Raw genomic sequence first — 26,735 nt, 5'->3', positions numbered from 1 at the left:
GAAGTAGAAAGGTGCGCGCGTGCGCGACCTCGTTGAAATCGGCATGGGCAGAGAAGCCCGCCGCACCTACCAGTTGGACGACGTGGACATCGTCCCGTCCCGTCGTACTCGGTCGTCGAAGGAGGTGTCGACGGCGTGGCAACTCGATGCATACCGCTTCGACATCCCGGTGCTCGCCCATCCGACCGATGCCCTGGTCTCGCCCGCGTTCGCGATCGAGCTGGGTCGTCAGGGTGGGCTCGGAGTCGTCAACGGTGAGGGTCTCTGGGCCCGCCACGCGGACGTACAGGCCAAGTTGGATCAGCTGATCCACATCGCCGAGACCGATCTCGATCCCGATGCGCCCATCGCATTTCTGCAGGAGTTGCATGCCGCGCCGCTGCAGCCCGATCTGCTGTCGGCCGCAGTCGGCCAGGTACGTGATTCCGGCGTCACCGTGGCCGTGCGGGTCAGTCCGCAGAACGCACGTGCGCTGACACCCGCTCTGGTTGCCGCAGGCCTCGATCTGCTGGTCATTCAGGGCACCATCATCTCCGCCGAGCACGTGGCACACGGCGACGAGGAGCCGCTCAACCTCAAGACGTTCATCGCCGAACTCGACGTTCCCGTCATCGCGGGCGGCGTCAGCGATCACCGCACCGCGTTGCACTTGATGCGCACGGGTGCGGCGGGCGTCATAGTCGGCTACGGCTCTGTCGAAGGTGGCACGACCACCGGTGAGGTGCTCGGCATCGGTGTTCCGATGGCCACCGCGATCGCCGACGCGGCAGCGGCGCGTCGGGACTACCTGGACGAGACCGGTGGGCGGTACGTGCACGTCATCGCCGACGGCGACATCACCACGTCCGGTGCGTTGGCCAAGGCCATCGCCTGCGGTGCCGACGCTGCGGTTCTCGGAGCTCCGCTTGCCGTCGCCGCGGAGGCTCCCGGCGGCGGCTGGTACTGGCCGTCCGCGGCGGCGCATCCGTCGATGCCGCGTGGCGCGTTGCTGCCGATGTCGGCTGGGGATCGTCCGAGCCTCGATCAGGTGCTGCACGGACCGTCGCGGGAGTCGTACGGGTCGATCAACCTCGTCGGCGGACTGCGTCGATCCATGGCGAAGTCGGGGTACTCCGATCTCAAGGAATTCCAGAAGGTGGGCCTGAACGTCAGGGCTTGATCGACTGCAGTTCAACAGGGGCGCGCACTCCCGTGATCGGGGGTGCGCGCCCTTCGTCGTGTGCGGAACTTCGTAGAGGGCTAAGAGTTCCCGCACACGTAAACCCACCCTGGGTTGGTGATACCTCCCGTAACAGCTAGAATCGCTTGTGGCGGTAGTCACATGGGGGTGTGCATACTGTTCGACAGCATCGGATGTAGCGGAGGTCACCATGGGTTCAGCTGTTCGCGCCACGGATTACGACGTTTTGATCGTCGGCTCCGGCTTCGGCGGAAGTGTCACCGCGCTGAGGCTGGTGGAGAAGGGATACCGCGTCGGGATCCTGGAAGCCGGGCAACGCTTCGAGGACAAGGACTTCGCGAAGAACAGCTGGGATCTCAAGCGCTTCCTGTGGGCACCGAAGCTGGGCCTCTACGGAATCCAGCGCGTGCATCTGTTGCGCGATTGCCTCATCCTCGCCGGTGCCGGAGTGGGCGGCGGATCGCTCAACTACGCGAACACCCTCTACAAGCCCCAGGCCCCGTTCTTCGAGGACAAGCAGTGGGCGCACATCACCGACTGGAGCAGTGAGCTCTCGCCGTTCTACGACCAGGCCACCCGCATGCTCGGCGTCGTGCGCAATCCGCACATGACTCCCGCCGACGAGGTGATGAAGTCGGTCGCCGAGGACATGGGCGTTGCCGACACCTTCATTCAGACGCCGGTGGGCGTGTTCTTCGGAGACGAGCCCGGTAAGACCGTCCCGGACCCGTACTTCGGCGGTGCAGGCCCCGAGCGCACCGGATGTATCGAATGCGGCGAGTGCATGACCGGTTGCCGCCACGGAGCCAAGAACACCCTGCTGAAGAACTACCTCGGCCTGGCCGAGCGCGCAGGAGCCGAGATCGTGCCGATGACGACCGTCACCGGTCTCGTTCCGCGATCCGACGGCACCTGGGACGTCGACACCGAGCGCACCGGTGCTCGGCTCCGCAAGGGCAAGAAGACGTACAGCGCAGCCAATGTCGTGTTGGCCGCGGGCACCTGGGGCACCCAGAATCTGCTGCACAAGATGAAAGACACGGGCGCTCTGCCCAAGCTGTCGGACACACTCGGCGAACTGACTCGCACCAACTCCGAGTCGATCGTCGGAGCGGCCAAGCTCGAGGTCGATCCGAACATGGACCTCACGCGCGGCGTCGCCATCACGTCCTCGTTCCACCCCAGCCCCAACACGCACATCGAACCGTGCCGCTACGGCAAGGGCTCGAACGCGATGGGAATGCTGCAGACCCTGATGACCGACGGCGGCGGAAAGATCCCGCGTTGGCTCAAGTTCGTGTTCGCGTTGATCGCACACCCGGTTCAGTTCGTTCGCGTCGTCAATGTCCGGCACTGGAGCGAGCGCACCATCATCGCGCTGGTGATGCAGAACCTCGACAACTCGATCACCACGTTCACCAAGCGTGGGCCGTTCGGCCGCAAGATCTCCAGCAGGCAGGGCCACGGTGAGCCGAACCCGACGTGGATCCCCGAGGGCAACGACGCCACCCGGCGCATCGCCAAGAAGATCGGCGGCGTCGCGGGCGGCACCTGGGGTGAGTTGTTCAACATTCCGCTCACCGCGCACTTCCTCGGCGGCTGCGCCATTGCCTCGGATTCGGCGCACGGCGTCATCGATCCGTACCACCGCGTCCACGGATACCCGACGCTGAGCGTGGTGGACGGGGCGGCTGTGTCGGCGAACCTCGGGGTCAATCCGTCGCTGACCATCAGCGCGCAGGCCGAGCGGTCCGCCGCACTGTGGCCCAACAAGGGCGAGCTCGATCTTCGTCCGGCACAGGGGCTTCCGTACCAACGTCTCGACCCCATTGCCCCCAACTCTCCCGTCGTCCCGGTGGACGCTCCGGGTGGGCTGAGGTTGCCGATCGTCGAGATCAGGTCCGGCTCTGCGGCGTTGCACGTCGAGCATTCGGGTGTTGCGTAACCTCTGCAGCAGTCCCACTAGACTGACCCGGTGACCGACTCCACTGCACACGATCCCGCACATGCACGCCCGGTTCTCGTCGTCGACTTCGGTGCTCAGTACGCGCAGTTGATCGCCCGCCGTGTGCGTGAGGCCAACGTGTACTCCGAGGTGATCTCGCATACGGCAACCGCCGAGGAGATCGCAGCAAAGGATCCGGTCGCGCTGGTGCTGTCGGGTGGACCCTCCAGCGTCTACGCCGAGGGCGCGCCCGAATTGGATTCCGCGCTGCTCGACCTCGGCATCCCCGTGTTCGGCATCTGCTACGGATTCCAGGCCATGGCTCAGGCCCTCGGCGGAACCGTCGAACACACCGGAACGCGGGAGTACGGCCGCACCCAACTCAGCGTGGACGGCGGTCGACTGCACGACGGCCTGCCTGCGACCCAACCGGTGTGGATGAGTCACGGTGACGCGGTCACTGCAGCTCCCGAGGGCTTCACCGTCACTGCCACCAGCGCCGGCGCACCGGTTGCCGCCTTCGAGAACGAGGCCAAGCAGATGGCTGGAGTGCAGTATCACCCCGAGGTTCTGCATTCGCCGCACGGGCAGCAGGTACTCAGTCGGTTCTTGCACGAGACGGCGGGCATCGCTCCGGACTGGACAGCGGCCAACATCGCCGACGCTCTGATCGAGGCAGTCCAGGAGCAGGTCGGTCCGACGGGCAAGGCCATCTGCGGTCTGTCCGGTGGCGTCGACTCCGCGGTGGCGGCAGCTCTCGTGCAGCGGGCAATCGGCGACCGGTTGACCTGTGTTTTCGTCGACCATGGATTGCTGCGTGCAGGCGAGCGCGAGCAGGTGCAGCAGGATTTTGTGGCTGCCACCGGCGCGAAGCTCGTCACCGTCGATGCGGTCGACACCTTCCTCGGTGCGCTCGAGGGCGTGTCCGATCCGGAGGAGAAGCGCAAGATCATCGGCCGCGAGTTCATCCGTAGCTTCGAGGGTGCCGTCACCGAGGTGCTGGGTGAGAACGCCGAGCACGGCGACTCCGTCGAGTTCCTGGTGCAGGGCACTCTGTATCCGGATGTCGTGGAGTCGGGCGGTGGTTCGGGAACCGCCAACATCAAGAGCCATCACAATGTGGGCGGCTTGCCGGACGATCTGCAGTTCGCCCTGGTCGAGCCGTTGCGGGCGTTGTTCAAGGACGAGGTTCGCGCTGTCGGGCGTGAATTGGGACTACCGGAGGACATCGTCGGCAGGCAACCCTTCCCGGGACCGGGACTGGCAATTCGCATCGTCGGAGAGATCACTGCGGATCGGCTGGCCACGTTGCGTCATGCAGATTCGATCGTCCGAGAAGAACTTACGGTCGCCGGCCTCGATCAGCAGATCTGGCAGTGCCCGGTAGTGCTGTTGGCCGACGTGCGCAGTGTCGGAGTGCAGGGCGACGGTCGTACCTACGGTCATCCCATCGTGCTGCGCCCGGTGTCGAGCGAGGACGCCATGACTGCGGACTGGACCCGACTGCCGTACGACGTGCTGGAAACGATTTCGACTCGGGTGACCAACGAGGTTCCGGAGGTCAACCGAGTCGTTCTCGACGTGACGAGCAAGCCGCCGGGCACCATCGAGTGGGAGTGAGCGCGTCAGCTCTTTCGGCTGGGGCCCAGTAGAAGAGCGGCTCCGACAGCGACCGCAGCGACTACGAACACCCAGCGAAACTGCACGTCGCCGAGGGCAGTGATCGCATCCTGGCCGATGATGGCTGCAACCGCGACGACCATGGCGGCCAGTCCTGCAAGCAAGAGCAGCGCTGACGGTCCCCGTCGGTTCGAGTTCTGCGCCTCGGTGTCGGAGTCGCTGTCGCCGTAGTCGTGGCCGATACGATCGGCGTTGTTCTTCTTCATCGCTGATCCACCTTCAGTTCACCGAGCGCCACATCTCCCACGATCGTCAAGACCGGAGCGTCGGCGCTCGTGGCCGGGCCGAACCGTGTTTCGAAGGGGCAAGTACCCATCAACGCCTCGCACTCCACGATCACGTTCATCGAATCGGGCACGGCGACCGTCGCACTGCCCAGTGCCACATCGATGTTCACGGTGCGGTTCTCGGTGAGTGTCGTGCCGGTGAGGTCGAGGTTCAGCTCGCCTGCGCCGACGTCGTAGGACGGTGCGAGCTCGGCAGCGGTCGACGGGACGATGCTCTGGGTGCCTGACGACTCGTTGCCCAGGTCCACCGGTCCGATCGCCGTTGCCAGTGCGACGAATCCGGCGAGGGGTGCCGCAACCACCAGCAGTCCGTAGCCCTTGCGGAGGAACGCGCCGAGGATCAGCCCGACCGCGATGATCGACAGCGCGACGGCTCCGATGCGGCCCGCTGTGGCCCAGTCTCCGCCGGATGCGGCTCCGACCGCGGCGGTGACAGCAGCACCGAGCAGTGCAAGGCCGAGAAAGCTTGCTGTCCAACGTGATCGACGCTTGCGCTCGATCGCTGCCGGTGGGAATGCCGGTGCCGGTTCGGGGAGATCCCAGGCGAACGGAGCAACTCCGAGGGGGTCCCACGCCGGGGGAGTCACCGCCGGCGCGTCGGCCGGCTTGTGCTTGCTCAGATCCACGGTGCGGTCGGCACCGGGGTCTGCAGAATCGGAGCCGCCGGCCGGTTTCGGCGTCGGAACGTAACTCTTCGGCAGCGTCGTGTACGGGCTGTAGTGCTCCTGCTGAAACTGCGGCGGCCGATACTGCGCGGCCGTCCACTGCTCCGCTGACGTACTGTTCGAGCCGAAAGGCTTGGGTGCGTAGTAGTTTCGGGAAAACTGTTCCGTCCGCAGATACGGTGGCGGCTCCGGGCAACGCTGATGCAGCAACCACAGGCCACCGAGCATGGCCAACAGTGAGATGAGCCCCGAACCTCCGAGCCCGACACCGACCGGGCCGATCGTCGACACCGCGATCACCAACGCCACCGCGACGACCACCATCTTGGTCGTCGAATCGGAGCCGGCACCGCGGCCGACCAGTGACTCCGCGCCCGACGCCGTGTCGCCGGCTCGGTTGAGTACCAACCATGCCGCCAGATACAGCACGATGCCGGTACCACCGAACAGGGTGGATACGACGAATGCGACCCGAATCAGAACAGGATCGACGTCGTAGCGATAGCCGATACCGGCTGCGACACCCGCCACATGTCCGCGTTGCGGCAGTCGGTGCGGACGGGTGCGCCACATCTGCTGAATTTGATCCGAGACGGTCACGTTGCTCATGACAACCATCGTGGCGCTCCCGATCGTGAAACACATCAGGGATACCCCTGATATCGACCCCGAGCGCGATCGGACGTCGGCGAACGCGCGAAACATCAGGGCGAACCCTGATGCGACACTCGCCCCGTACGTGCCAGGATCGAGGCGTGCACCCTGTCGACAATCCCTCCGTTGACGCCGCCCGCAACACACCACCCGACGCCGGCGACGCGCCGGTCACCCCTGCTCTTCCTGTCACTCCTGCACGCTCTGCTCCTGCCCAGTATCGACGACGGGGCGGCGGGCGCATCGTCGGCGGCGTCGCCGGGGGTCTGGCCGACCATCTCGGCGTCGATGTCTTCAAGATTCGGGTGGCCTTCGCGCTGCTCGCGGCCTCGGCCGGTGCCGGAATCGCCGCCTACGGCCTGATCTGGATGTTCACCCCCGTCGGCGACGACACGGCACACCCGAGTGCGGCCGAACGTCAGCGTGCGCTGGGGTTGGCTGCTATCGGTCTCGGCCTCGCGGTGGGGCTCGCCTGGCTCCTCAGCGGCACTGCCGCATCCGTCATCGTGCCGGTCATAGTCGTGGTGGTCGGTGCCGCGCTGGTGTGGCGCGAGTTCGACGTGGAGGGTCCACGGACGGCGTTGGGACTGCCCAAGCATCCGACCGTGCTGAGCTGGGCGCGGGTGGTCGGCGGAGCAACGCTGATCGTCCTCGGGCTGGGGGTGGTGGTCCTTGCTCGCGTCGATCTGGCCGCACTACGTTCCTCGCTGCTGGCGGTGGTGGTCACCCTCGTCGGCGTCGGCCTGTTGACGGTTCCCATCTGGTTGCGCACCTGGCGTGCGCTCGGTGCCGAGCGAGCTGCGCGGATACGAAACGACGAGCGTGAGGAGATCGCCTCGCACCTGCACGATTCGGTGTTGCAGACACTCGCCTTGATCCAGAAGCAGTCCGATCGGCCGCAGGAGGTGATGCGGTTGGCGCGCGGGCAGGAGCGGGAACTACGCAGATGGCTGTTCGACGGCGGCGACACCGACAACTCCAGCTTGGCCGACGCACTCAAGACCATCTCCGGTGAGGTCGAGGATCAACACGGTGTGACCGTCAGACCGATCACGGTCGGGGACGTGCATCTTCTGCCCGACGACGTCGAATCGGGGCTGTCGCGCGAGAGCTTCACCGCGCTGCTGGGGGCCACACGTGAGGCCCTGGTCAACGCGGCCAAGCATTCCGGTGAAACCAACATCGACCTGTTCGCCGAAACCGAAGCCGAGCAGGTCAGCATCTTCGTCCGTGACCGCGGAACCGGGTTCGACGAAACCGAGGTACCCGAGGACCGACAGGGCCTGGCGAAGTCCATCAGGGGTCGGGTCGAACGCCGCGGCGGCACCGTGCAGGTACGGTCGTCCGTCGGCAAGGGCACCGAGGTACGTATCTTCATGCCCCGCAACGGCAGTACTGTGACCACTGAATCGCCCGAATCCAACCAGCAGGAGCAGCCGACGTGACCGACCCGTTCCGAGTTTTCCTGGTCGACGATCACGCGGTCTTCCGCTCGGGCGTCCGAGCCGAACTCGGCCGAGAGGCGGACATCGAGGTGGTCGGTGAAGCGGGCGGCGTCGCCGAGGCGGTATCGGGTATCGACTCGACGAAACCCGATGTGGTGTTGCTCGACGTGCACATGCCCGACGGTGGTGGCGTCGCCGTGCTCGAGCGCATCGCCGAGGGTCCGGTGTGCCTGGCTCTGAGCGTGTCCGACGCGGCCGAGGACGTCATTGCCGTCATCCGCGCGGGGGCCAGGGGATACGTGACCAAGACCATCTCCGGTGCGGAGCTCGCCGATGGTGTTCGACGCGTCGCCGGGGGAGATGCGGTGTTCAGCCCCCGCCTGGCCGGATTCGTCCTCGATTCGTTCACCGGCCGCAGCGCCGCCCCGGAACCGCCGCTCGATCCGGAACTGGATTCACTGACGCCCCGTGAACTCGAGGTGTTGCGGTTGTTGGCCCGCGGATACACCTATCGAGAGATCGCCGAGGATCTGTTCATCTCGGTCAAGACCGTCGAGACACACGCATCGAATGTTCTCCGAAAGACACAGCAGTCCAACAGGAACGCACTCACGCGATGGGCGCACAAGCGCCGAATCGACTAGCCGTCCGCATCAGGCTTGACCTTCGACCAACCCGAAGCCTCAGGATTTCACCATGACTGATTCGGACGAAGAGTTCCTGACCATCGGTGTGTTCGCTCGCTCGAGTGGGCTGACTCCGAGTGCCCTGCGCTTCTACGACGACTGTGGTTTGCTCGTGCCGGCGTCCACCGATTCGAAGTCCGGCTATCGCTACTACACTCGTGCACAGTCCAAGCGGGCCAACATCATTCGACAACTACGTGAGATCGGGATGCCGCTCGACAAGGTGGCCGCCGCCCTCGACGGCGACGAAGCCGCGGCGGTCGAGATCGTCGATCGGCACGTCGAAGAGCTTGCCGCTCGGGCGCGTGCGGCAGCCGAGGCTGCGGCATCCATCCGGCGATTGTTCGACGAAAAATGTTGCACAGCAACGGTATCTGCTGCCGATTTCGCCTCGGCCGTAGCACAGGTCTCGTCGGCGGCCGGGACGAGTGACGACTTTCCGGTGTTGCGAGGCGTCCTGATCCAGGTGGACGGAGGAGCCGTCACGCTCACTGCGACGGATCGGTATCGACTGTCCACCCGAAGTCTCGTTGCGCAGTGCTCGGCCGGCACCTCTTGGTCGAGAATCGCAGCCGTCGGCTCACTCGAGGCGGTGCCCGTAGCCGGCACCCTCGTGCTGACGGCAACCGCCGACTCGATGGTGATCGACTCCGACGGTGGCCGGGCCGAGGTCGATGCGATCGACGGTCAATTCCCCGACTGGCAGGCGGTCATGGACGGTTTGGCCCCGACCGTGACGAGGGTTGTGCTGCAACGAGATTTCGTGCCGCTCGACGGGGGCACTGTGCGCGTAGTTGCCGGGCCGAACGGCGTCTCGGTCGATGATGTTGCAGTTCCCGCGCAGGTGACCGGTCCGGAGACTGTGGTGTTCTTCGACGCGGCCGTTCTGCAGGCGGCCGTCGCGTCGGCTGTCGGTCCCGACCTGATGCTCGATATCGCTGCACCGGATCAGCCGATGCTGGTGCGCTCCGCGCTCGACGGCGCTTTGACGACCCTGGTGATGCCGGTGCTCGGCTGATCGAGTGCTTCCTGTCGTCGACAGTCGCAGAAGTATCGACTTTCGATGACTGGGTACCAGCTCCCGCACTCGATACCGTGAGGGTATGGACGACAAGATGCTCGGGGAGACGCCACCGGCGGTGCTGTGGTTCTCCCGCGGTGATCGGCTCTTCCTGATCGTCGGTGCCGTGATTGTCGGTGGGTTGCTGGGATTCGCGGTGCCGTACGTGGCGGAGTGGGGAGCGTCGCTCACCTGGATACCGTTCCAGGGCCCGTTGGGGTTGATCGCGTCGTGGTCGCAGTGGTGGGTGCGGTACGTGTGCATCGGGGTCGGGGTCCTGCTCGGCTCGGCGCTGGTGGCCGCCGCGTTCTACGACACTGCGCGGGTGGCGGTATCGGAAGCGCACGTACGCATCACCGAGAAGGGCGAGACCGTCACGGTATCCAGGTCGCAAGTCGGTACCGTGTTCGTCGACGGCAAGGAATTGGTGTTGCTCGACGCAGCCTCGCGTCAGTTGGTGCGAGTGCCGAGCGAGGAGAAGCGCGATGCGATCGAGGCGGCATTCGAGCAGCGCGGTTACTCGGTTGCGCCGGGTGATCCCTACGACGATCTCTATCACCTGTGGGTACCCGAGACCCCGGGGCTGGCACCGGAGGTGAATGCGGTGCTCAAAGCTCGGGACATGGCACTGAAGAAGAAGGCGGGTTCCGATGCACGCGAATTGCGTTCGGAGCTGGACAGACTCGGCGTAGTGGTGCGCGACAAGAAGACCAGCCAATACTGGCGCCCCCTGGTCAGATCATGACTGTGCTGCGACGGCATCGAGAACGCGCATGGGACGTCGCCGCCATCGTGTTCGCACTGTTGTTGGTGTTGTCGGTAGCCGCAGGCACCGAAGGGATGACCACTACCCAAACGGTCGTCTCGATCGTCGTGGGCGTTCTCGGCGCTGTGTTGCTGTGGTGGCGTCGACGGTGGCCGATCGAAATCGCCGTAGCGCTGGCGGCCTGCGCTGTTCTCACCGATGCAGTGGGCGGTGCCGAATTGGTGGCCGTCTTCACCGTGGCATCTCGAAAGTCGTGGCGGGTCACCGCTGCGGTGGTGGTTCTGCATGTGCTGGCATCGGTGTTGTGGACGACTTTGTGGGCCGAACAGTCCATCTTCTACATCGGGATTGTCAGCGTTGCCTTTCTGACCATCCCGGCGGCATGGGGCATCGCCGTCAAGTCGCGCCGCGAGGTCATCGATTCGTTGCGTGAGCGGGCCGAGCGGGCCGAGTCGGAGTCGAACCTGCGGGCCGAGACCGTTCGCGGACTCGAACGTGAGCGGATCGCGCGCGAGATGCACGACGCTCTGGCGCACCGGATCTCGCTGGTCAGTCTCCACGCCGGTGCGCTCGAAGTTCGGCCGGATGTCGGTGCGCACGAGGTCGAAGTGCTTGCGTCGACCATCAGATCCAATGCCCATGGTGCTCTGGAGGATTTGCGAGAGATATTGGGAGTGCTTCGATCCGGCGACGTGAACGCGCCGCGTCCACAGCCGGGTGTGGGCGATATAGCTGCGCTGATCGAGGATTCGGAAAAAGCCGGTACGCAGGTGACGTTCGTCGACGAGATGCCTGCGGACATCTCGCTGCCGCCTTCTACTTCACGGACCGTCCACCGCGTGATTCAGGAAGGTCTGACCAACGCCAGGAAGCACGCTCCGGGGTTACCGGTGTACTGCGGGATTGCGTCGATGGACAACGAGATTCGAGTGTGGCTCGAAAACGGCATCAGTGCAGGGGGGTTCGCGACAGTACCCGGTTCTCGTTCGGGGATGATCGGACTCACCGAGCGAATCGAGCTGGCCGGAGGGCGCATCGAGTACGGAATCGCCCGCAGCAGTAGCGGAGTGGTCTACCGTTTGGAAGCGTGGCTACCATGTCCGAAGTGACCGATGGTTCCCGAGCTGGCAAGACACTCGAGGTGTTGCTGGTCGACGACGACGCATTGGTCCGGGCCGGTTTGTCGCTCATTCTGAGTTCGGATCCGGGAATCGTCGTGGTCGGTGAGTCATCGGACGGGCACAGTGGTATCGAGGCAGTGCACGCGCTGTCTCCCGATGTGGTTCTGATGGATGTGCGGATGCCTGTCCTGGACGGTCTGGCTGCCACCGAAATGCTTCGTGCAGAGGGCTTTTCAGCGGCAATCGTGGTGTTGACCACCTTCGACACCGACGAATATCTGCTGCGCGCTCTGCGTGCGGGAGCCAATGGGTTCTTGCTCAAGGACACGCCACCGCGCGACATCATCGACGCGGTGCATCGCGTCGGAACCGGGGAGTCGATGCTGTCGCCGACGGCCGTCGGACGCTTGGTCACCCACTGGCGCGAGCAGGACGCTCGATCGCACGACTCCGCCACGGCTCGAGCCCGGGACATGCTCGATTCTCTGACCGATCGAGAGCGTGAGGTGGCAGTCGCTGTCGGATCGGGGAGGTCCAACGCGGAGATCAGCGCAGAGTTGTACATGAGTGTGGCGACGGTGAAGACCTACGTGTCGCGGATCTTGACGAAGCTGGAGTGCAGCAACAGGGTTCAGATCGCGATCGTCGTGCACGAGGCGCGTTGACGCTGCGGCTCGATTCGTCTACAGCACAACGGTGATCACCAGAATCAGAACTATTGCGACAGCGAGGATCAGTGCAGCGAGGATGGCGGGCGCTGGAATCGACGTCCGATCGCCGACGGCGTCGTCGATCTGCATCAGCACGTTCTCGATGGGGTTCTTCTTCTTTCTGGGTAGATCGAACGGTGGGGGAGAGTAGGTGGAGGGAACCGGATTCACTGTGCTTTCACCGGGTTGCACGGCGGGTAGTCCCGCGACGGTGCTACCGAATTCGCGGGACGGTCGGCGAGATTCGGACACCGGTGTCGAGCGCCTCGCCCACGCCGGAACCACGCCGTCCGCAGAAGTCAGTGGTACTCCGCGTAGCTGAGCTATGGTGCCGCGCTTGCTGATCGCAGCGAGGATGATCTCGTCGCGAGCCTGCGCCATGGTGGGACGCCGAGAAGGATCGGGCTCGAGCATGTGCAGCAGCGGACCGGTGAGATCTCCGCTGCGGGTGGGAGAAATGATCTGCCCCTTGGCAACTCGGTGCAGTAATGCGATCGAATCGTGATCGATGTCGAACGGGGGTTTGCCTTCGATGGCGGTGTACAACGTGGCACCGAGGGAGAACACGTCGCTGGCGGCAGTGGGATCCTGTCCGCGGGCGACCTCCGGGGCGAAATATGCAGGCGTGCCGGTGATCACGCTGTCGTCGGATTCCTCGACGTCCCCTTTGGCGCGGGAGATGCCGAAATCACTGATCTTGACGATGCCCAGATCCTTGCCGCGGTCGGCGATCAAAATGTTGCCCGGCTTGATGTCGCGGTGCACGATTCCTGCCTCGTGCGCCTCGGTCAGTGCGTCGGCGATCTGTGCCCCGATCTGAGCAACCTCGAACGGCGGTAGCGAATCGGTGGTGCCGAGCGCCTGCGCGAGACTGCGTGAGGACAGGTATTCCATGACCAGCCACGGCTCGCCGTCGACCAGAGCGACATCGTGCATCGCGATGGCGTGGGGGCTGGACAGGCGGGCGGCGATGCGCCCCTCACGCATGGCCCGATTGCGCACCTCGACGGCTTGCTCAGGGCTCAGTGTGGTGGTGGACGTGACCTGTTTGACGGCAACCTGACGGTGCAGGAGTGTGTCGGTGGCGAGCCATACTGCGCCCATTCCGCCGCCCCCGAGTTTGCCCGCAAGGCGGTATCTTCCGGCCAGGAGGTAGTCGGGTCCGACTCCTCGTCGAACACGCTGCTGATCGGTCACGCCCACAGGTTAGTTCACGATGGCCGGGTGTGCCCGCGGCCACAGAACGGAAGCCCTCACCAGCGGCTTCGGCACCGCCTTGACGAGTCGGCGTCCGAGCGGCTTTACTGAGTGCAGATCGAAATTGTGTTCGAATACGCCACTTCCCGCGTTCGACGAACACCGATGTTTCGGCTCGATTTTCTACATCGTGAAGGGGAGTGACATGACTGTATCGGGAGCTTCTGTCACGCCGGATGTGCTCGACGGGTTGTCGCTGCCGGAGCGTGTCGCGTTGCTGCGTAGCAGGATGGCTGCCGTGCCCTCGCGGGGCGAAACGGCGTCGGTGCGCATCGAGAATTCGGTCCCCGATCCAGATCCCGTTCGCTCGGATCGGGGCGAGGCCGAGCCGATACGTCCGGTCCGTCAGCGGGCCGTTCTTCCGGTGCCCTCTGCGCTGATCGACGTGCTGCCGCACGGTGGACTGGTGCGTGGAACGGTGGCCTCGGTGTCCGGTGCCGGCTCGCTGCTGATCGGTTTGGTGGCCGCAGTGACAGGTGCCGGTGGGCATGTCGCCGTCATCGGGCAGCCTCGTTTCGGAATTCTCGCTGCGGTGGAGATGGGCGCACAGCTGAGCAAACTGGCTCTGATTCCCGATCCCGGACCCGATCCGGTGGAAGTGGCGGCAATCCTGCTCGACGGCGTGGACCTCGTGGTACTCGGTCTCGGTGGTCTGTCGGTACCGCCCACTCGGGCCAGAGCCGTGGTGGCCAGGGCGCGGAGCAAGGGTTCTACGCTGCTGGTGACCGATGGACACTGGGACGGGGCAGAGCTACGACTGGACGCATCGGTGCACGGTTACGACGGTCTCGGTACCGGTCGGGAGCTGGGGCGCGGCCGGCTCCGCGGCGTCCGATTGTCGGTGTGCGCGCGCGGCAAGGCGATGCGTCCCCGCACCGTTCGACTCGACCTGCGTTCGGAGAACGGCCGCATCGAGTGGCATGCCGAACAGCCCGAGCAGAATCCATTGTCGATCGCGGTCTCGACATGAGCATCGATCGCTCCAGCCGTGTTCTTGCCAGTCGTGTACTAGCACTGTGGTGTCCTGATTGGCCCGCTGTTGCGGCAGCTGCTCAGGCCGATCTGCCTGCCACGCATCCGGTGGTCGTCACGTCCGCCAACAGGGTCGTCGCGTGCTCGGCGACGGCACGTGCGTCGGGTATCAAACGCGGACTACGGCGTCGGGAAGCCCAGGCGCGGTGCCCGGATGTGCATGTCGCTCTGGCCGATGCCGATCGTGATGCGCGACTGTTCGAGCCCGTGGTCTCTGCCGTCGCCGCTATCGCACCGGGAGTCGAAGTGCTGCGGCCGGGCCTGTTGGTTCTCGCTGCCCGCGGTGTCGGACGGTATTTCGGTACCGAGCATCGGGCCGCGGAACGGCTGATCGACCAAGCGTCGGCTGCCGGTGTGGAATGCCAGATCGGTATCGCCGACGAGTTGTCCACTGCAGTCGTTGCCGCTCGGTACGCGCAGGTGGTACCGCGTGGAGGTGGTGCCGGCTTTCTCGCTCCGTTACCGGTGGCAGAACTCTCGGCCGAACCGAGTATGTCCGCTGCCGATCGTGGTGAGTTGGTGGACCTGTTGCGACGCTTGGGTCTACGAACCATCGGCGATTTCGCTGCGCTGTCTCCGGGTGATGTCGCGTCGCGGTTCGGTACCGATGCGGTGTTGGCGCATCGTAGTGCCAGGGGCGAGCCCGAACGCCCGCCCTCGGCCCGAGCACTGCCGCCGGATCTCGATGTGGAGTACCGGTGCGATCCGCCGATCGATCGGGTCGACGCTGCTGCATTCGCCGGGCGCGGTCTTGCCGAACAGCTGCACACCAAGCTTGCCGCCGCTGCCGTTGCGTGTACTCGTCTGCTGGTACATGCCAGTACCGGCAACGGTGAGAACCTGTCGCGGATCTGGCGCTGCGCGGAGCCGTTGACGCCGGAGGGGACAGCCGATCGCGTGCGGTGGCAGCTGGACGGCTGGCTGACCGGGCGCAGCGAGAACAAGCCGACGTCCGCGATCACCGTTCTGAGGCTCGAGCCGATCGAGGTGGTGGCAGCCGGCGAGCTGCAACTGGGGTTGTGGGGCAGTGTCGGCGACGAGGACGAGAGAGCGCGTCGGGCATTGGTCCGCGTTCAGGGTCTGCTCGGTGGCGAATCGGTGCTGGGCGGTGTGCTCAGCGGTGGGCGCGGGCCGGCCGAACGGATAACGCTGCGCCCACTCGGCGACGAGCTGGTGCCGATGTCCGATCCCTCCCATCCATGGCCCGGACGGTTACCCGAGCCTGCTCCCGCGGCGGTGATCGAGACGCGTCCCACGGTGACGCTGATGAATCGGACGGGTACGGGAATCGGCGTCACCGACCGCGGTGTGTTCGACGCGCCACCGGCACGATTGCGCTGGGGAACCAAGGAATGGGAACTGACGGGATTGGCCGGGCCGTGGCCGGTGGACGAGCGGTGGTGGGACAGCGGCAACGCATCGACAGGTCCGACAGCGCGGGCCCAGGTGGTGCTCGACGACGAAAGGGCTCTGCTGCTCGTGTTCGACGAAGGTCGGTGGCGGGTGGAGGGAATCTACGAATAGCGAGACCGCTACATTCGAGTGAATGCAGATGATGTCGGAGACGGTCGACCTCGGTGGCGTCGATATCGCCTATCGCTCGTTCGTCCCGCCGGAACACGTGAGCGCGACGCCGGTGATGTTGGTGCACGGCATGGGCGGGGACAGTGGAACCTGGGATCGCTTCGCCCGAGCACTGACCGCTCTAGGTCGCCGGGTGATCACCGTCGATCTGCGCGGTCACGGCAAGAGCGCTCACACCTCCACGTACGAGTTCGACTCGTTCGGTGGGGATCTCCTCGCTCTGATCGACCACCTCGGGCTCACCGAAGTCGATCTCGTCGGGCATTCCCTCGGCGGATATGCGGTCTCGCTCGTCGCGCAGCGTCGCCCGTCACTCGTCCGCCGCCTGGTACTCGAAGAACTTCCGATACCGATCAGGCCGGGGGATGCCCCGCCGACTCTGACGGGCAAGATGCCATCGGTCACCGAGCTCTGGCATGCGGCGACCAGCATTGTTCTGCATCCTCGTGCGGTACTCGCGTTCGATCGGTCGATGACTGCCACTGCTCTCGAACAGTTCCGTCGGCCGAATCCGCAGTGGTGGGAGTCGTTGGCCGACATCACCGCTCCGACATTGGTGCTTCGCGGAGGTCCCGGCGGCATGGTCGATCCGGTTCGGCTCGACGCGATGGTCGCCGAGATCTCGACCTGCCGCGTCGAGGCGTTCCGCACCGGGCACAGCATCCATCGCGACGGTTACTCGGCGTTCGAGGCCACAGTTCTTCCGTTCCTCGCGCACTAGGGTCTACTGATATGACTCTCGGTGTGCTGGATCGTCGGATGCTGGGTTGGTCGGCACTGTTCGTCGTGTCGCAGGCCATCATTGCTCGGTTGCTCGGACCCACTGCCCCGAATGTGCTTGCCGTGCAGACGGCGTGGTCCGCCCAGCGCTACCGGCAGAACCTGACGAGCATGGACGAGACCGAGATCGCCAGATTCCGTAGCCACTATTTCCCCGACTTCGTGCATCCGGCGATCTACGCCATCGCGCTCAGGGCCGGCGCACGCAGCCTGGCGGCGAAGACGCCGCTGAGTCCCGCGGCGACAACGGCATTGGCCGTCGCGCCCGTGGCCTCGGCCGCCGGTGACTACATCGAGAACATCGTCGGTCTGATCCTGGTGGACAACCGAGAACAGATCACCGACACCGTCGTTCGCGCCACCACCGTGGTCAGTACCGTCAAGTGGCTACTGGCGATCGGCTCACTGGGGTACCTGAGTCAGGGATTTCTGCGAGTGTGGGCACAGGCTCTGTTTCGCTGAACCTCGTGTGTCGGCTCTACCCCTGCCGTCCGACCAACTCGTCCCCGAGGGCTGTGCGTACGTACAGCACCGATCGTCCCTGCCGGACGCGTCGCACCGCCGCGGCTTCGCGCAGAACGCGAAGATGCTGGCTCGCCGCGCTGGGTGAGACGCCCAGTGCAACAGCGAGTTCCCCGGTGGTGGTGGGCGCGTCGAGCACCGTGAGAATCGTTGCACGTTGGGTACCGAGAAGATTGGTCAGTGCTCGGTTCGGAGCTGTCCGTGCCAGGTTCCACAGTGCGCCGTCCCACACTGCGCCACGCCCGCGGGCCGGATACACCAGGGAGGGAGCCCGCGTGAGGCTCGTCTGAGTGATCGCGCCGTGCACGAACACCGACGGAATCAGTGGAAGTCCACGTCCGTCGACGTCGACCCACACCTGGTCCTCGAGCCGGTCGACCCACAGCACGCCGTCGTCCCATCGAACTCGGGAATCGAGGTGCTCGAACATCTTTCGTGCCCCGAAGTGCGAGAGCTGTTGTGCTCGGTAGTCCACATCACCGTCCAGTACCGCTCGGATCCGGGCCCAGTCGGGTTCGAGGCACGTGGCCCAGTAGTGCGAGAGTGCCTGGACTGTACGGGTGCGCACCGCTCGGGCCGGACCGATGAGGACCGCAGGAACGTCTCCGGAGAAGGCGGCGGCAATATCGCGTCGCAACTCCAGTGCCGGTGTTGCGCCGACAACGGCGATCTCGTCTTCGAAGGCCGGGGCCTGGTTGGGCGGACGAGGAGCGAGAAAGTCGGGGATTCTGCCGTCGGGAGAGACCAACGCCGTCAGCATCTCGGTGTCACACTGCTGCCATGCCGTGGCGACGCGTCGACGCCACGGCTCGTGCAGACGGTGGCGATTCGGCGAGGTCCAGGCACGCAGGCTCAGGACCGTCTCGAACAGCGGCGAGACGGTCAACGAGGTATCCGCCAGGTCGGCGGCTCGGAGATGAAGTGCGAGCATGTAGTCCCACACTAAATGGTGGCGATCGCCAGCCGTGCTCGGTGTACTGATCCACATGCCCATCGACTTCGGAGATCCAGCCAATGCCGACACCTATTCCGGTCGTGAGGCCGACCCTTCCTGGGTTGCCGCGATCACCGATATCGTCGATCCGGTCGGTGCGTACGTCGTCGATCTCGGATGTGGCGGGGGCACTTATGCGCGGGCATGGCACGCACTGGGAGCGCACGTCACAGCTATCGATTCGAGTAAACCGATCCTGGAGTCCGCTCGCCGATCGTCGCCCTCGGACATTGCGTTCGAGTGTGCACCGGCTGAGCGCACCGGCCTACCCGACGGCCTGGCAGACATCGTGTTCGCTCGTGCTCTCGTCCATCACCTGCCCGACGCATCCGCCCTGGCAACAGAGATGTTCCGGCTGCTGAGGCCGGGTGGTATCGCGATCGTCCAGGACAGGACGGGCAAGGACGCGACACTGGCAGGATCGCGCACGAATCCGCGTGGTTACTTCTTCGATGCGTTTCCGCGGTTGTCGCGGGTCGAGGATCGCCGCCGACACGACGTCGACGATGTATCGGCCGCGCTCTCTCGGCCAGGATTCACCGACGTTGCCACGCAACCACTCTGGGAAACTCGTCGACGCTACACCGATCGTGAGCAGTATCTGACGGAGATAGCCGGCAGAACCGGGCGCTCCATCCTGCACGAACTCTCCGACGTCGAACTCGCGCAGTTGGTCCAGCATCTGCGTGGTCGCCTGGCATCCGGTGAGGTGATCGAACGCGATCGCTGGACTCTGTGGACCGCCGTGGCCCCATGACGCCACTCCTCACCAACTGGTGCCGGGGACCAATCTGCCGACGCGCCGGATGACCTTGCCGATGCGTGCTGTCGGTGTCTTCGGATCGTAGGGGCGGACTCGGTAAGGTACCTTCCCGTCCTCGACGGGTATCGGCACTTCGCCCTTGGCAGCAGCGGATTCGGCAAATTTTCGGTAATGCTGATGCATCGTGCGATCTTTGCCCTTGGGGCTGAAGATGGCTCCGTACTGTCCCAGTGTTCCCAACGGTGTATCGATGCGTTTGGGCTTGTCGCTCAGTGCGCGGATCACCATCGCAGCGGCCTTCTCGGGTGAGAACACGGGGCCGACGTTCTTGTCGCCTGTCGGGGTGATCATCGGGGTGTCCACCAGGGGCATGTGGATGGTGGTGTAAGTGATTCCGTCCGAGAGTGTTTCTGCGGCAGCAACATCGGTGAAGCCATCGAGTGCGGCCTTGCTCGCCACATAGGCCGAGAAGCGCGGAGGGTGTCCCAGTACTGCGGCACTGGAGATGTTGACTACATGTCCGAACTGGCGTTCGCGCAGGTGCGGTAGCAGCGCCAGCACCAATCGAATCGCTCCGAAGTAGTTGACGGCCATGGTGCGCTCGTAATCGTGCAACCGGTCTGTGGACCTATAGAGCGAGCGGCGGATGGATCGGCCGGCGCTGTTCACCAGCATGTCGACGTGACCGTGTTCGCTCAGAACGGTTTTCACGGTGTGGTCCACCGATTCGGTGTCGGTCACGTCGCACGGGTAACCGTAGGCGGTGCCGCCCGATTCGCGAATATGCTCGACCACTTCGTCGAGCTGATCTTGTCCGCGGGCCAGAAGAATGACCACAGCACCCTTGCGTGCCGCAGCCTCGGCACTGGCTCGGCCGATGCCGGACGACCCGCCGGTGATGATGATGTGACGACCGAACAGTGGTCCCCGCGGGTCGTCCCGGCGGTTCCGCTGAGGATCGAAGTTCTTCTGCCAGTACGTCCATACTCGATCCGCGTAGGTCCGCAGTGGGGGCGAAGTGATCGAGCTGCCGTGCAACGCTTTCTGGGTCGCTGCCGACTCGAACACGGTGGGCAGTGTCAGGTGATCGAGCATGACCGGTGGGACGCCGAGATCGCGGAGGGCGGCGTTGCGTTGCTTTCGTACCGCTCGGGACTTGGGGGAGACGACCGGGGCAACCAATGCTCCGGGAACGTCGAGAACTTTCGCTCGGGATCCGGCCGCCGTCGAGAATGCGGAGTACACCTCGGCCATGGACTGCGGACTCGGGTTCACCAAATGAAAAACACTGTGGGAAGCCGTGTCTCGGTGCACGAGCTCGACGATGGCGTCGGCGACGTAGTCGACCGGTACCAGGTTGGTATTGCCCATCTTCGGCACCGTGATCGGTAGCACGGAGGGTAGCTTGGCCAGTTGTGCAAAGAACGGAAAGAAGTAGTACGGCCCGTCGATCTTGTCGATGGCTCCGGTCTCCGAGTGTCCGATGATCGCGGCAGGCCGGTAGACCCGCCAGTCCACGGTGCTGTCGCGGACCAATTTCTCGGACTCGAACTTGGTGCGATGATAGGCCGTCGGAAATCTCTGGCCGAGGTCGAAATCGTTCTCGGAGAACGTCCCTCGGTAGTCTCCGGCAACGGCGATCGACGAGATGTGGTGCAGCCGAGCGCCGGTCTTCTCGGCCAGACCGATGACCGAGGCGGTTCCGGCGACATTGGTCGGTGTCTGCTCGTCGCCTGCGGTCAGGTCGTAGACGGCACCGAGATGGAGGATGTGGTCGATGTCGGACGGCACGTCGGAGAGTCCGAGCTCGGGCTCGGTGAGATCACCGATCAACGGACGAATCCGATCGCCGCCGTCGAGGTGCTGCGCGTGTCGCTCGAGGCGAGCCACCGAGGTCGGGCGCACCAGCACGTGGATCACAGCGTTCGCATCACGCTCCAGCAGTCGGGGTAGGACGTTCTTCCCGAGAAACCCGGTACCGCCGGTCACGATGTAGTTCGCCATGCGAGCCGACCTTACTCCGAAGTAAGTTCCTGGGCTAGTGGCCGATACCGGCCTTGTCGTGCACTTTCTTCATCCATGCCGGAGCCCACCAATTGGCCTCACCCATGAGCTTGACCAAGGACGGAACCAGCAGCATACGGATGATGGTGGCGTCGATGATCAGGGCGAGAATGACGCCGAAGCCGAGAAACTTCATGATCGACAGACCCGAGATGGTGAACGCCCCGGTGACCACGATCAGAATCAGCGCTGCTGCGGTGACGATACGTCCGGTGCGCTGAGCGCCGAAGACAACGGCTTCTTCGGTGCTCGCACCCGCCGCGCGAGCTTCGACCATGCGAGACATCAGGAACACTTCGTAGTCGGTCGACAAGCCGAAGATGACTGCGAGGATGAGGACCACGAACGTCGATTCGAGTGGTCCTGGGGTGACGCCGATCAGTCCTGCCCCGTGACCTTCCTGGAACACCCACGTCAGGGCACCGAAGGTTGCGCCCAAGCTCAGGCCTGCCATCAGTACAGCCTTGATCGGCAACACGATCGAGCCGAATGCGAGGAACAGCAGTACCAGCGTCGAGACGACCATGATCGAGATCATCACCGGTAGCCACTTCGCGATGGCCGCGTTTCCGTCGTCGATGTTGGCGCGTCCGCCGCCGACGAGGATCTCGGTACCGTCAGGAGGGGTGATCGAGCGCAGTGCAGACACTGCGTCGGATTGTGATTCGGCCTCGGTCAGTCGGCCGGTCGGTTCGCTGTAGGCCGCCTCGAGGGTCACGAAATCGTCTTTGGAGCCGATGAATTCGGCGCGGGCGATACCGGGCGTGGATTCCACAGCCGAGGTCAGAGCTGCAATGGGTGCGCCCTGAGGCTTCACGCCGTCCAGGCCACGAAGAACAACGGTGGCACCGTCACCGGTCGACTCGAAGTCGGTGCCGAGTGTCTCGAACGCCATGCGCGCAGGGTTGTCTTTCGGCAACGCCGTGTAGTCGACCTCGCCGAGCGAGACCTTGAGGATCGGGGTGGCGATGATCAGCAACCCAGCGACGATGACGGCTGCGACGATTCCTGGATGCTTCATCACACGGGTGACGACACCACCCCAGAACTTGTGTGCGCGTGCATCGCTGCGATCGGACGCAGTACGCGACCAGGTCCAGGAATTGATGTGGGTGCCGAGAATTGCGAGCAATGCCGGAACGACGGTCAGTGACAGGGCCGCGGCGCTCGCCACCGCGGCCATGGCGCCGAATCCGAGGGATCGGATCACCGCCTGGGGGAAGACGAGCATGCCGGCGAACGCACAGACCAACAGCAGTCCTGAGAAGACGACGGTCTTGCCGGCAGTGGCGACGGTGCGGACGGTCGCGTCGATCGGCGTCGACCCACTGCGTAGTTCTTCGCGGAACCGGCTGACGATGAACAGTCCGTAGTCGATGGCCAGCCCCAGTCCCAACAGCGACGCGACGTTGATCGAGAACGAGCTGACTTCGGTGAACTCGGTGAGGACGCGCAGGATCGCCAGGGAGCTGAGCACGCTCAGGATGCCGACGAACACCGGAACCGCCGCGGCGATCACGCCGCCGAAGATGAAGATCAGCAGCAGCAGTGTGATGGGGACTGCGATGAGCTCCGAGCGGACGAGGTCGCTTTCGAGTGTCTCACTGAGCGACACTCCGACCACGGAGGCTCCGGCGAACTGCGACTCGACGCCGGGTACTTCGAGCTGGGGCGGAAGTTCGCCGAAGGTATTGAACGTGACGCCCGAGTTGGCACCGAGGGACACCGTCACCAGTGCCTTCGTTCGGTCCTTCGAGACCAGGAATTCTTTGCTGACCGGGTCTGCGGTCCAGTACGAATTCACGTTGCCGAGGGTGTATCGACCGGTGAACTCGTCGAGCGTCGCCTGTACTCGGGGTCCGATGTCGTCGATCGTCTCGCCGTCGGGTGCGGTGTAGATCGCCACGATGTCCGGCGTCGGCTGACCGATGCCCTGGACCAGGCGTGCCACCTCCGAGGACTCACTGCCGGCGTCGGCATAGCCGCCCTCGCTCAGTTTCGAGAAGACGCTCAGCCCCAACACCCCGCCGACAGCGACGACGGCAACGACGACTGCCAGCACCCATCGTTTGTGCGATACGACGAACGAGGCCCAACGGGTCACGACGGTGCTCCGGCTCTGTGGAAGGGGTCTGTGGCGACTCGACTGTAGTTGATCGTGTCGGACCCTCGTGCTCTCATTAGAACAAGTGTTCGATGCAGTGATATCGGCAAACGGTTGATATCGGCAAACGGCAGTGGCGATGCAGTGAGGGAGGGCTCGATGGGATGGAACGACGGACCACCCACGTGGTCGGAGATGGAGCGTGTCCTGTCCGGACGTCCCAAGCCTGCGGCCCAGGGCGACGGCGGCGACAGCCCGGCGTGGTCGCGAAAGCGGGACGTCTACGACCGCACCATCGACAAGCCCGCACTGTCGGTGACGCCGTATGCAGAATTGCATGCGCACTCGGCGTTCAGCTTTCTCGACGGTGCCTCGCAGCCGGAGGAGATGGTCGAAGAAGCGGTACGCCTGGGCCTCGAATCCATCGCCATCACCGATCACGACGGTTTCTATGGAGTCGTTCGCTTCGCCGAGGCGGCCAGAGCCCTCGGCATCGGAACCGTGTTCGGTGCCGAACTATCACTCGACAGCGATCGATCGAGGGCCGGAGCGACCGACCCCGACGGCACTCATCTACTGGTGCTCGCCCGCGGGCAAGAGGGGTATCGACGGCTCTCGCGTCGGATCGCGGCCGCGCACCTCGCCGGCGGGGTGAAGGGCAAGCCGCAGTACGACATCGACGAGCTCACCGACGCTGCGGGCGGTCACTGGCAGATTCTCACCGGTTGTCGGAAGGGTCATGTTCGGCAGGCACTCGCGCGCGGTGGTCCGGAGGCAGCCGAGGCCGCGCTGCGCACTCTCGTCGACCGCTTCGGTCCCGACCGCGTGACCGTCGAACTCACCCGGCACGGAATTGCGGACGACGACGAGCGCAACGATGCGCTCGCGACTCTGGCTCGTAAATACAGCCTTCCGATGATCGCGACCACGGCCGCGCACTACGCGAGTCCGCGCAGTAGAAGGTTGGCCATGGCGATGGCCGCGGTACGTGCACGCAGCAGCTTGGACGAAGCCGCCGGTTGGATGGCACCGACAGGCGGCGCACATCTTCGGTCCGGGGCGGAGATGGCCGAATTGTTCGCGCACTATCCGGGCGCGGTGCGCGGTGCCGTCGAACTCGGTCGTGAGTGCTCGTTCGATCTGAAACTGATCGCGCCGCGCCTGCCGCCGTTCGAGGTGCCCGACGGATACACCGAGATCAGTTATCTGCGGCGACTCACGTTCGAGGGCGCGGCCCGACGCTATGGCCCGCAATCGGCGAATCCGGCGGCGTACTCCCAGCTCGAATACGAGCTCGACATCATCGAGCGGCTCGAGTTCCCCGGTTATTTCCTGGTGGTCCACGACATCGTCGATTTCTGCAAGACACACGACATCCTCTGTCAGGGAAGAGGTTCGGCGGCGAACTCCGCTGTCTGCTATGCCATCGGTATCACCAACGTCGATCCGGTGGCCAACAAGCTGCTGTTCGAGAGGTTCCTCGCACCCGAACGCGACGGACCACCCGACATCGACATCGACATCGAATCGGATCGCCGCGAGGAGGCGATCCAGCACGTCTACGCCAAGTACGGCCGCACCCATGCCGCTCAGGTGGCGAACGTCATCACCTACCGCGGCAAGTCCTCGGTACGAGACATGGCCCGTGCGCTCGGCTTCTCGCAGGGGCAACAGGACGCGTGGAGCAAGCAGATCACCCGCTGGTCCGGAATCGGTGATCAGGAAGGTGACGGTATTCCCGAGTCCGTCCTCCAACTCGCGCGGCAGATCGAGGGGTTCCCGCGGCACCTCGGCATTCACTCCGGCGGCATGGTGATCTGCGATCGGCCGATCGCAGACGTCTGCCCGGTGGAGTGGGCGACGATGGAGAATCGCAGTGTGCTGCAGTGGGACAAGGACGATTGTGCCGCAGTGGGTTTGGTGAAGTTCGACATGCTCGGGCTCGGCATGCTGTCGGCGCTGCACTACATGATGGACCTGATCGCCGAGCACAAGGGCATCGACATCGACCTCGCCTCGATCGACCTGTCCGAGCCCGAGGTGTACGAGATGCTTCAACGAGCCGATTCGGTGGGCGTGTTCCAGGTCGAGTCACGTGCGCAGATGGCTACTCTGCCGCGGCTCAAGCCGCGTAACTTCTACGATCTGGTGGTCGAGGTCGCCCTGATTCGTCCCGGTCCGATTCAGGGTGGTTCGGTGCATCCGTACATCAAGCGTCGCAACGGACTCGAGCCGGTGATCTTCGAGCACCCGTCGCTCAAGAAGGCGCTCGATCGAACTCTCGGCGTACCACTGTTCCAGGAACAGCTGATGCAGATGGCCATCGATGTCGCCGGTTTCAGTGCCGCCGACGCCGACCAATTGCGTCGCGCCATGGGATCGAAGCGATCACCGGAGAAGATGGAGCTGCTGCGCGGGCGATTCTACGACGGGATGCGCGATCTGCACGGAATCACCGGTGAGGCAGCCGACCGCATCTACGAAAAGCTGTCGGCATTCGCCAATTTCGGCTTCCCCGAGAGTCATTCGCAGAGCTTCGCCTCGTTGGTCTTCTATTCGTCGTGGTTCAAGTTGCATCATCCGGCGGCTTTCTGCGCAGGCTTGTTGCGTGCCCAGCCGATGGGCTTCTACTCACCTCAATCTTTGGTCGCCGATGCCAGGCGGCACGGGGTGCTGGTGCACGGTGCCGACGTGAACGCCAGTCTCGGCCATGCGAATCTCGAGGGAGACGGCCTCGAGATTCGCATGGGGTTGGCCGATGTGAAGTTCATCGGTACCGCACTGGCTCAGAAGATCGTCGATGCGCGAGACTCACAGGGGCCGTACTCCTCGTTTCTGGATCTGACGGGTCGCGTCGAACTGTCGGTTGCGCAGGCGGAATCCCTCGCCACGTCCGGCGCCCTGGGGTGTTTTGGAATCACGCGTCGAGAGGCATTGTGGGCTGCCGGCGCGGCGGCGGGGGAGCGCCCAGGCCTGCTCCCCGGCATCGGTGCGTCGACGAAAGCGCCTGCGCTACCGGGTATGACGGACCTCGATCTGGCGTCGGCCGATGTCTGGGCAACCGGGGTCTCGCCCAATTCCTATCCCACCCAGTTCTTTCGAGATCGGCTCGAATCTCTCGGGGTGGTTCCCGCGAATCGGTTGCTGCAGATCCCGGACGGAGACAGAGTCCTCGTCGGCGGTGCGGTGACGCATCGCCAGCGGCCGGCCACGGCGGGAGGTGTCACGTTCATCAACCTCGAGGACGAGACCGGCATGGTCAACGTGGTGTGCTCGGTCGGATTGTGGGCCAAGTACCGCAAGCTGGCGATCACCGCCCCGGCGTTGCTGATTCGCGGCAAGGTACAGAACGCAGAGGGCGCGGTGACCGTGGTGGCAGACCATCTGCAACTGATGGATCTGCGAGTGGCATCCAGGTCGAGGGACTTTCGCTGAC

The 26,735-nt window shown here is 64.6% G+C and carries 21 protein-coding genes; 15 read left to right on the top strand and 6 right to left on the bottom strand.

Annotated elements, in window-relative coordinates; translation table 11 throughout:
- Nucleotides 1–19 precede the first annotated feature (19 nt).
- From ASG84_RS03350 to guaA, 3 genes are all read left to right on the top strand, one after another.
- Complete coding sequence (locus ASG84_RS03350) at nucleotides 20–1,159, top strand: GuaB3 family IMP dehydrogenase-related protein (protein WP_057475632.1); 1,140 nt, start codon at nucleotides 20–22, stop codon at nucleotides 1,157–1,159.
- A gap of 211 nt (nucleotides 1,160–1,370) precedes the next feature.
- Nucleotides 1,371–3,125 carry an FAD-dependent oxidoreductase gene (locus tag ASG84_RS03345; protein WP_057475631.1) on the top strand — a complete coding sequence of 585 codons (1,755 nt, stop codon included), beginning with the start codon at nucleotides 1,371–1,373 and terminating at the stop codon, nucleotides 3,123–3,125.
- 30 nt (nucleotides 3,126–3,155) lie between these two features.
- Entirely contained in the window at nucleotides 3,156–4,745 is a 1,590-nt protein-coding gene (gene guaA, locus ASG84_RS03340) for a glutamine-hydrolyzing GMP synthase (RefSeq protein ID WP_057475630.1), read from the top strand.
- 5 nt (nucleotides 4,746–4,750) lie between these two features.
- On the opposite strand, the gene ASG84_RS03335 is transcribed toward guaA, so the two are convergent.
- Both ASG84_RS03335 and ASG84_RS03330 read right to left on the bottom strand, forming a co-directional pair.
- On the bottom strand, nucleotides 4,751–5,011 hold the full coding sequence (locus tag ASG84_RS03335; RefSeq protein WP_057475629.1) for a hypothetical protein: 261 nt from the start codon (nucleotides 5,009–5,011) through the stop codon (nucleotides 4,751–4,753).
- Nucleotides 5,008–6,366, bottom strand: a complete 1,359-nt coding sequence (locus tag ASG84_RS03330; protein WP_235581517.1) for a PspC domain-containing protein — start codon at nucleotides 6,364–6,366, stop codon at nucleotides 5,008–5,010. The genes ASG84_RS03335 and ASG84_RS03330 overlap by 4 nt, the downstream gene beginning before the upstream one ends.
- A gap of 146 nt (nucleotides 6,367–6,512) precedes the next feature.
- Between ASG84_RS03330 and ASG84_RS03325 the strand changes: the two genes are divergently transcribed.
- The 6 genes from ASG84_RS03325 (at nucleotide 6,513) to ASG84_RS03300 (ending at nucleotide 12,154) form a co-directional block, all read left to right on the top strand.
- Nucleotides 6,513–7,856, top strand: a complete 1,344-nt coding sequence (locus tag ASG84_RS03325) for a sensor histidine kinase (protein ID WP_057475627.1) — start codon at nucleotides 6,513–6,515, stop codon at nucleotides 7,854–7,856.
- Nucleotides 7,853–8,500: a response regulator gene (locus ASG84_RS03320; protein ID WP_057475626.1), complete on the top strand. Its 648-nt coding sequence runs from the start codon at nucleotides 7,853–7,855 to the stop codon at nucleotides 8,498–8,500. The genes ASG84_RS03325 and ASG84_RS03320 overlap by 4 nt, the downstream gene beginning before the upstream one ends.
- Nucleotides 8,501–8,552: 52 nt before the next feature.
- Complete coding sequence (locus ASG84_RS03315; RefSeq protein ID WP_057475625.1) at nucleotides 8,553–9,560, top strand: DNA polymerase III subunit beta family protein; 1,008 nt, start codon at nucleotides 8,553–8,555, stop codon at nucleotides 9,558–9,560.
- 85 nt (nucleotides 9,561–9,645) lie between these two features.
- Nucleotides 9,646–10,347 (top strand): alkaline shock response membrane anchor protein AmaP, encoded by a 702-nt coding sequence (locus tag ASG84_RS03310; protein ID WP_235581516.1) that lies wholly within the window; start codon nucleotides 9,646–9,648, stop codon nucleotides 10,345–10,347.
- The gene (locus ASG84_RS03305) at nucleotides 10,344–11,477 is read left to right on the top strand and encodes a sensor histidine kinase (RefSeq protein ID WP_057475624.1); all 1,134 of its coding nucleotides are present in this window, start codon (nucleotides 10,344–10,346) and stop codon (nucleotides 11,475–11,477) included. The genes ASG84_RS03310 and ASG84_RS03305 overlap by 4 nt, the downstream gene beginning before the upstream one ends.
- On the top strand, nucleotides 11,465–12,154 hold the full coding sequence (locus tag ASG84_RS03300; protein WP_057475623.1) for a response regulator: 690 nt from the start codon (nucleotides 11,465–11,467) through the stop codon (nucleotides 12,152–12,154). Before ASG84_RS03305 ends, ASG84_RS03300 begins: the two co-directional genes overlap by 13 nt.
- An 18-nt stretch (nucleotides 12,155–12,172) precedes the next feature.
- On the opposite strand, the gene ASG84_RS03295 is transcribed toward ASG84_RS03300, so the two are convergent.
- Nucleotides 12,173–13,402, bottom strand: coding sequence for a serine/threonine-protein kinase (locus tag ASG84_RS03295; protein WP_057475622.1), 1,230 nt, complete (start codon nucleotides 13,400–13,402; stop codon nucleotides 12,173–12,175).
- 199 nt (nucleotides 13,403–13,601) lie between these two features.
- Here ASG84_RS03295 and ASG84_RS03290 point away from each other — a divergent pair, with 199 nt between their 5' ends.
- From ASG84_RS03290 to ASG84_RS03275, 4 genes are read left to right on the top strand one after another with little or no spacing between them, the layout of a single operon-like run.
- Nucleotides 13,602–14,426, top strand: coding sequence for a hypothetical protein (locus tag ASG84_RS03290; protein WP_156399366.1), 825 nt, complete (start codon nucleotides 13,602–13,604; stop codon nucleotides 14,424–14,426).
- A complete protein-coding gene (locus ASG84_RS03285; protein ID WP_057475621.1) occupies nucleotides 14,423–16,012 on the top strand; it encodes a DNA polymerase Y family protein in 1,590 nt (529 codons plus the stop codon). The genes ASG84_RS03290 and ASG84_RS03285 overlap by 4 nt, the downstream gene beginning before the upstream one ends.
- A gap of 22 nt (nucleotides 16,013–16,034) precedes the next feature.
- A complete protein-coding gene (locus ASG84_RS03280; protein WP_057475620.1) occupies nucleotides 16,035–16,793 on the top strand; it encodes an alpha/beta fold hydrolase in 759 nt (252 codons plus the stop codon).
- Nucleotides 16,794–16,804: 11 nt separating this feature from the next.
- A complete protein-coding gene (locus tag ASG84_RS03275) occupies nucleotides 16,805–17,314 on the top strand; it encodes a hypothetical protein (RefSeq protein WP_057475619.1) in 510 nt (169 codons plus the stop codon).
- A 16-nt stretch (nucleotides 17,315–17,330) separates the two neighbouring features.
- Here ASG84_RS03275 and ASG84_RS03270 read toward each other — a convergent pair whose 3' ends face one another.
- Nucleotides 17,331–18,305 (bottom strand): ArsR/SmtB family transcription factor, encoded by a 975-nt coding sequence (locus ASG84_RS03270; RefSeq protein WP_162248307.1) that lies wholly within the window; start codon nucleotides 18,303–18,305, stop codon nucleotides 17,331–17,333.
- Between the two features lie 55 nt (nucleotides 18,306–18,360).
- Between ASG84_RS03270 and ASG84_RS03265 the strand changes: the two genes are divergently transcribed.
- The gene (locus ASG84_RS03265; protein ID WP_057475791.1) at nucleotides 18,361–19,125 is read left to right on the top strand and encodes a class I SAM-dependent methyltransferase; all 765 of its coding nucleotides are present in this window, start codon (nucleotides 18,361–18,363) and stop codon (nucleotides 19,123–19,125) included.
- A 9-nt stretch (nucleotides 19,126–19,134) separates the two neighbouring features.
- Here ASG84_RS03265 and ASG84_RS03260 read toward each other — a convergent pair whose 3' ends face one another.
- Together ASG84_RS03260 and ASG84_RS03255 are read right to left on the bottom strand one after the other, a co-directional pair.
- On the bottom strand, nucleotides 19,135–21,135 hold the full coding sequence (locus ASG84_RS03260; protein ID WP_057475617.1) for an SDR family oxidoreductase: 2,001 nt from the start codon (nucleotides 21,133–21,135) through the stop codon (nucleotides 19,135–19,137).
- A 34-nt stretch (nucleotides 21,136–21,169) separates the two neighbouring features.
- Complete coding sequence (locus ASG84_RS03255; RefSeq protein WP_057475616.1) at nucleotides 21,170–23,299, bottom strand: MMPL family transporter; 2,130 nt, start codon at nucleotides 23,297–23,299, stop codon at nucleotides 21,170–21,172.
- 159 nt (nucleotides 23,300–23,458) lie between these two features.
- On the opposite strand from ASG84_RS03255, the gene ASG84_RS03250 reads away from it, so the two are divergent.
- Nucleotides 23,459–26,734, top strand: a complete 3,276-nt coding sequence (locus ASG84_RS03250) for an error-prone DNA polymerase (RefSeq protein WP_057475615.1) — start codon at nucleotides 23,459–23,461, stop codon at nucleotides 26,732–26,734.
- Nucleotide 26,735: the final 1 nt, after the last annotated feature.

It is taken from the genome of Rhodococcus sp. Leaf278 (assembly GCF_001426085.1).
In the GTDB taxonomy this organism is placed as follows: Bacteria; Actinomycetota; Actinomycetes; order Mycobacteriales; family Mycobacteriaceae; genus Rhodococcoides.
Note: the sequence above shows the minus strand (reverse complement) of the source record. Positions and strands in the feature narration are given on the sequence as shown.

Bases quoted from the DNA above. Each gene is read 5' to 3' on its own strand.
- ASG84_RS03345 (WP_057475631.1), top strand. From the start codon at position 1,371: ATGGGTTCAGCTGTTCGCGCCACGGATTACGACGTTTTGATCGTCGGC.
- ASG84_RS03335 (WP_057475629.1), bottom strand. From the start codon at position 5,011: ATGAAGAAGAACAACGCCGATCGTATCGGCCACGACTACGGCGACAGC.
- ASG84_RS03330 (WP_235581517.1), bottom strand. From the start codon at position 6,366: ATGAGCAACGTGACCGTCTCGGATCAAATTCAGCAGATGTGGCGCACC.
- ASG84_RS03315 (WP_057475625.1), top strand. From the start codon at position 8,553: ATGACTGATTCGGACGAAGAGTTCCTGACCATCGGTGTGTTCGCTCGC.
- ASG84_RS03310 (WP_235581516.1), top strand. From the start codon at position 9,646: ATGGACGACAAGATGCTCGGGGAGACGCCACCGGCGGTGCTGTGGTTC.
- ASG84_RS03305 (WP_057475624.1), top strand. From the start codon at position 10,344: ATGACTGTGCTGCGACGGCATCGAGAACGCGCATGGGACGTCGCCGCC.
- ASG84_RS03300 (WP_057475623.1), top strand. From the start codon at position 11,465: ATGTCCGAAGTGACCGATGGTTCCCGAGCTGGCAAGACACTCGAGGTG.
- ASG84_RS03290 (WP_156399366.1), top strand. From the start codon at position 13,602: ATGACTGTATCGGGAGCTTCTGTCACGCCGGATGTGCTCGACGGGTTG.
- ASG84_RS03285 (WP_057475621.1), top strand. From the start codon at position 14,423: ATGAGCATCGATCGCTCCAGCCGTGTTCTTGCCAGTCGTGTACTAGCA.
- ASG84_RS03280 (WP_057475620.1), top strand. From the start codon at position 16,035: ATGCAGATGATGTCGGAGACGGTCGACCTCGGTGGCGTCGATATCGCC.
- ASG84_RS03275 (WP_057475619.1), top strand. From the start codon at position 16,805: ATGACTCTCGGTGTGCTGGATCGTCGGATGCTGGGTTGGTCGGCACTG.
- ASG84_RS03270 (WP_162248307.1), bottom strand. From the start codon at position 18,305: ATGCTCGCACTTCATCTCCGAGCCGCCGACCTGGCGGATACCTCGTTG.
- ASG84_RS03265 (WP_057475791.1), top strand. From the start codon at position 18,361: ATGCCCATCGACTTCGGAGATCCAGCCAATGCCGACACCTATTCCGGT.
- ASG84_RS03260 (WP_057475617.1), bottom strand. From the start codon at position 21,135: ATGGCGAACTACATCGTGACCGGCGGTACCGGGTTTCTCGGGAAGAAC.
- ASG84_RS03250 (WP_057475615.1), top strand. From the start codon at position 23,459: ATGGGATGGAACGACGGACCACCCACGTGGTCGGAGATGGAGCGTGTC.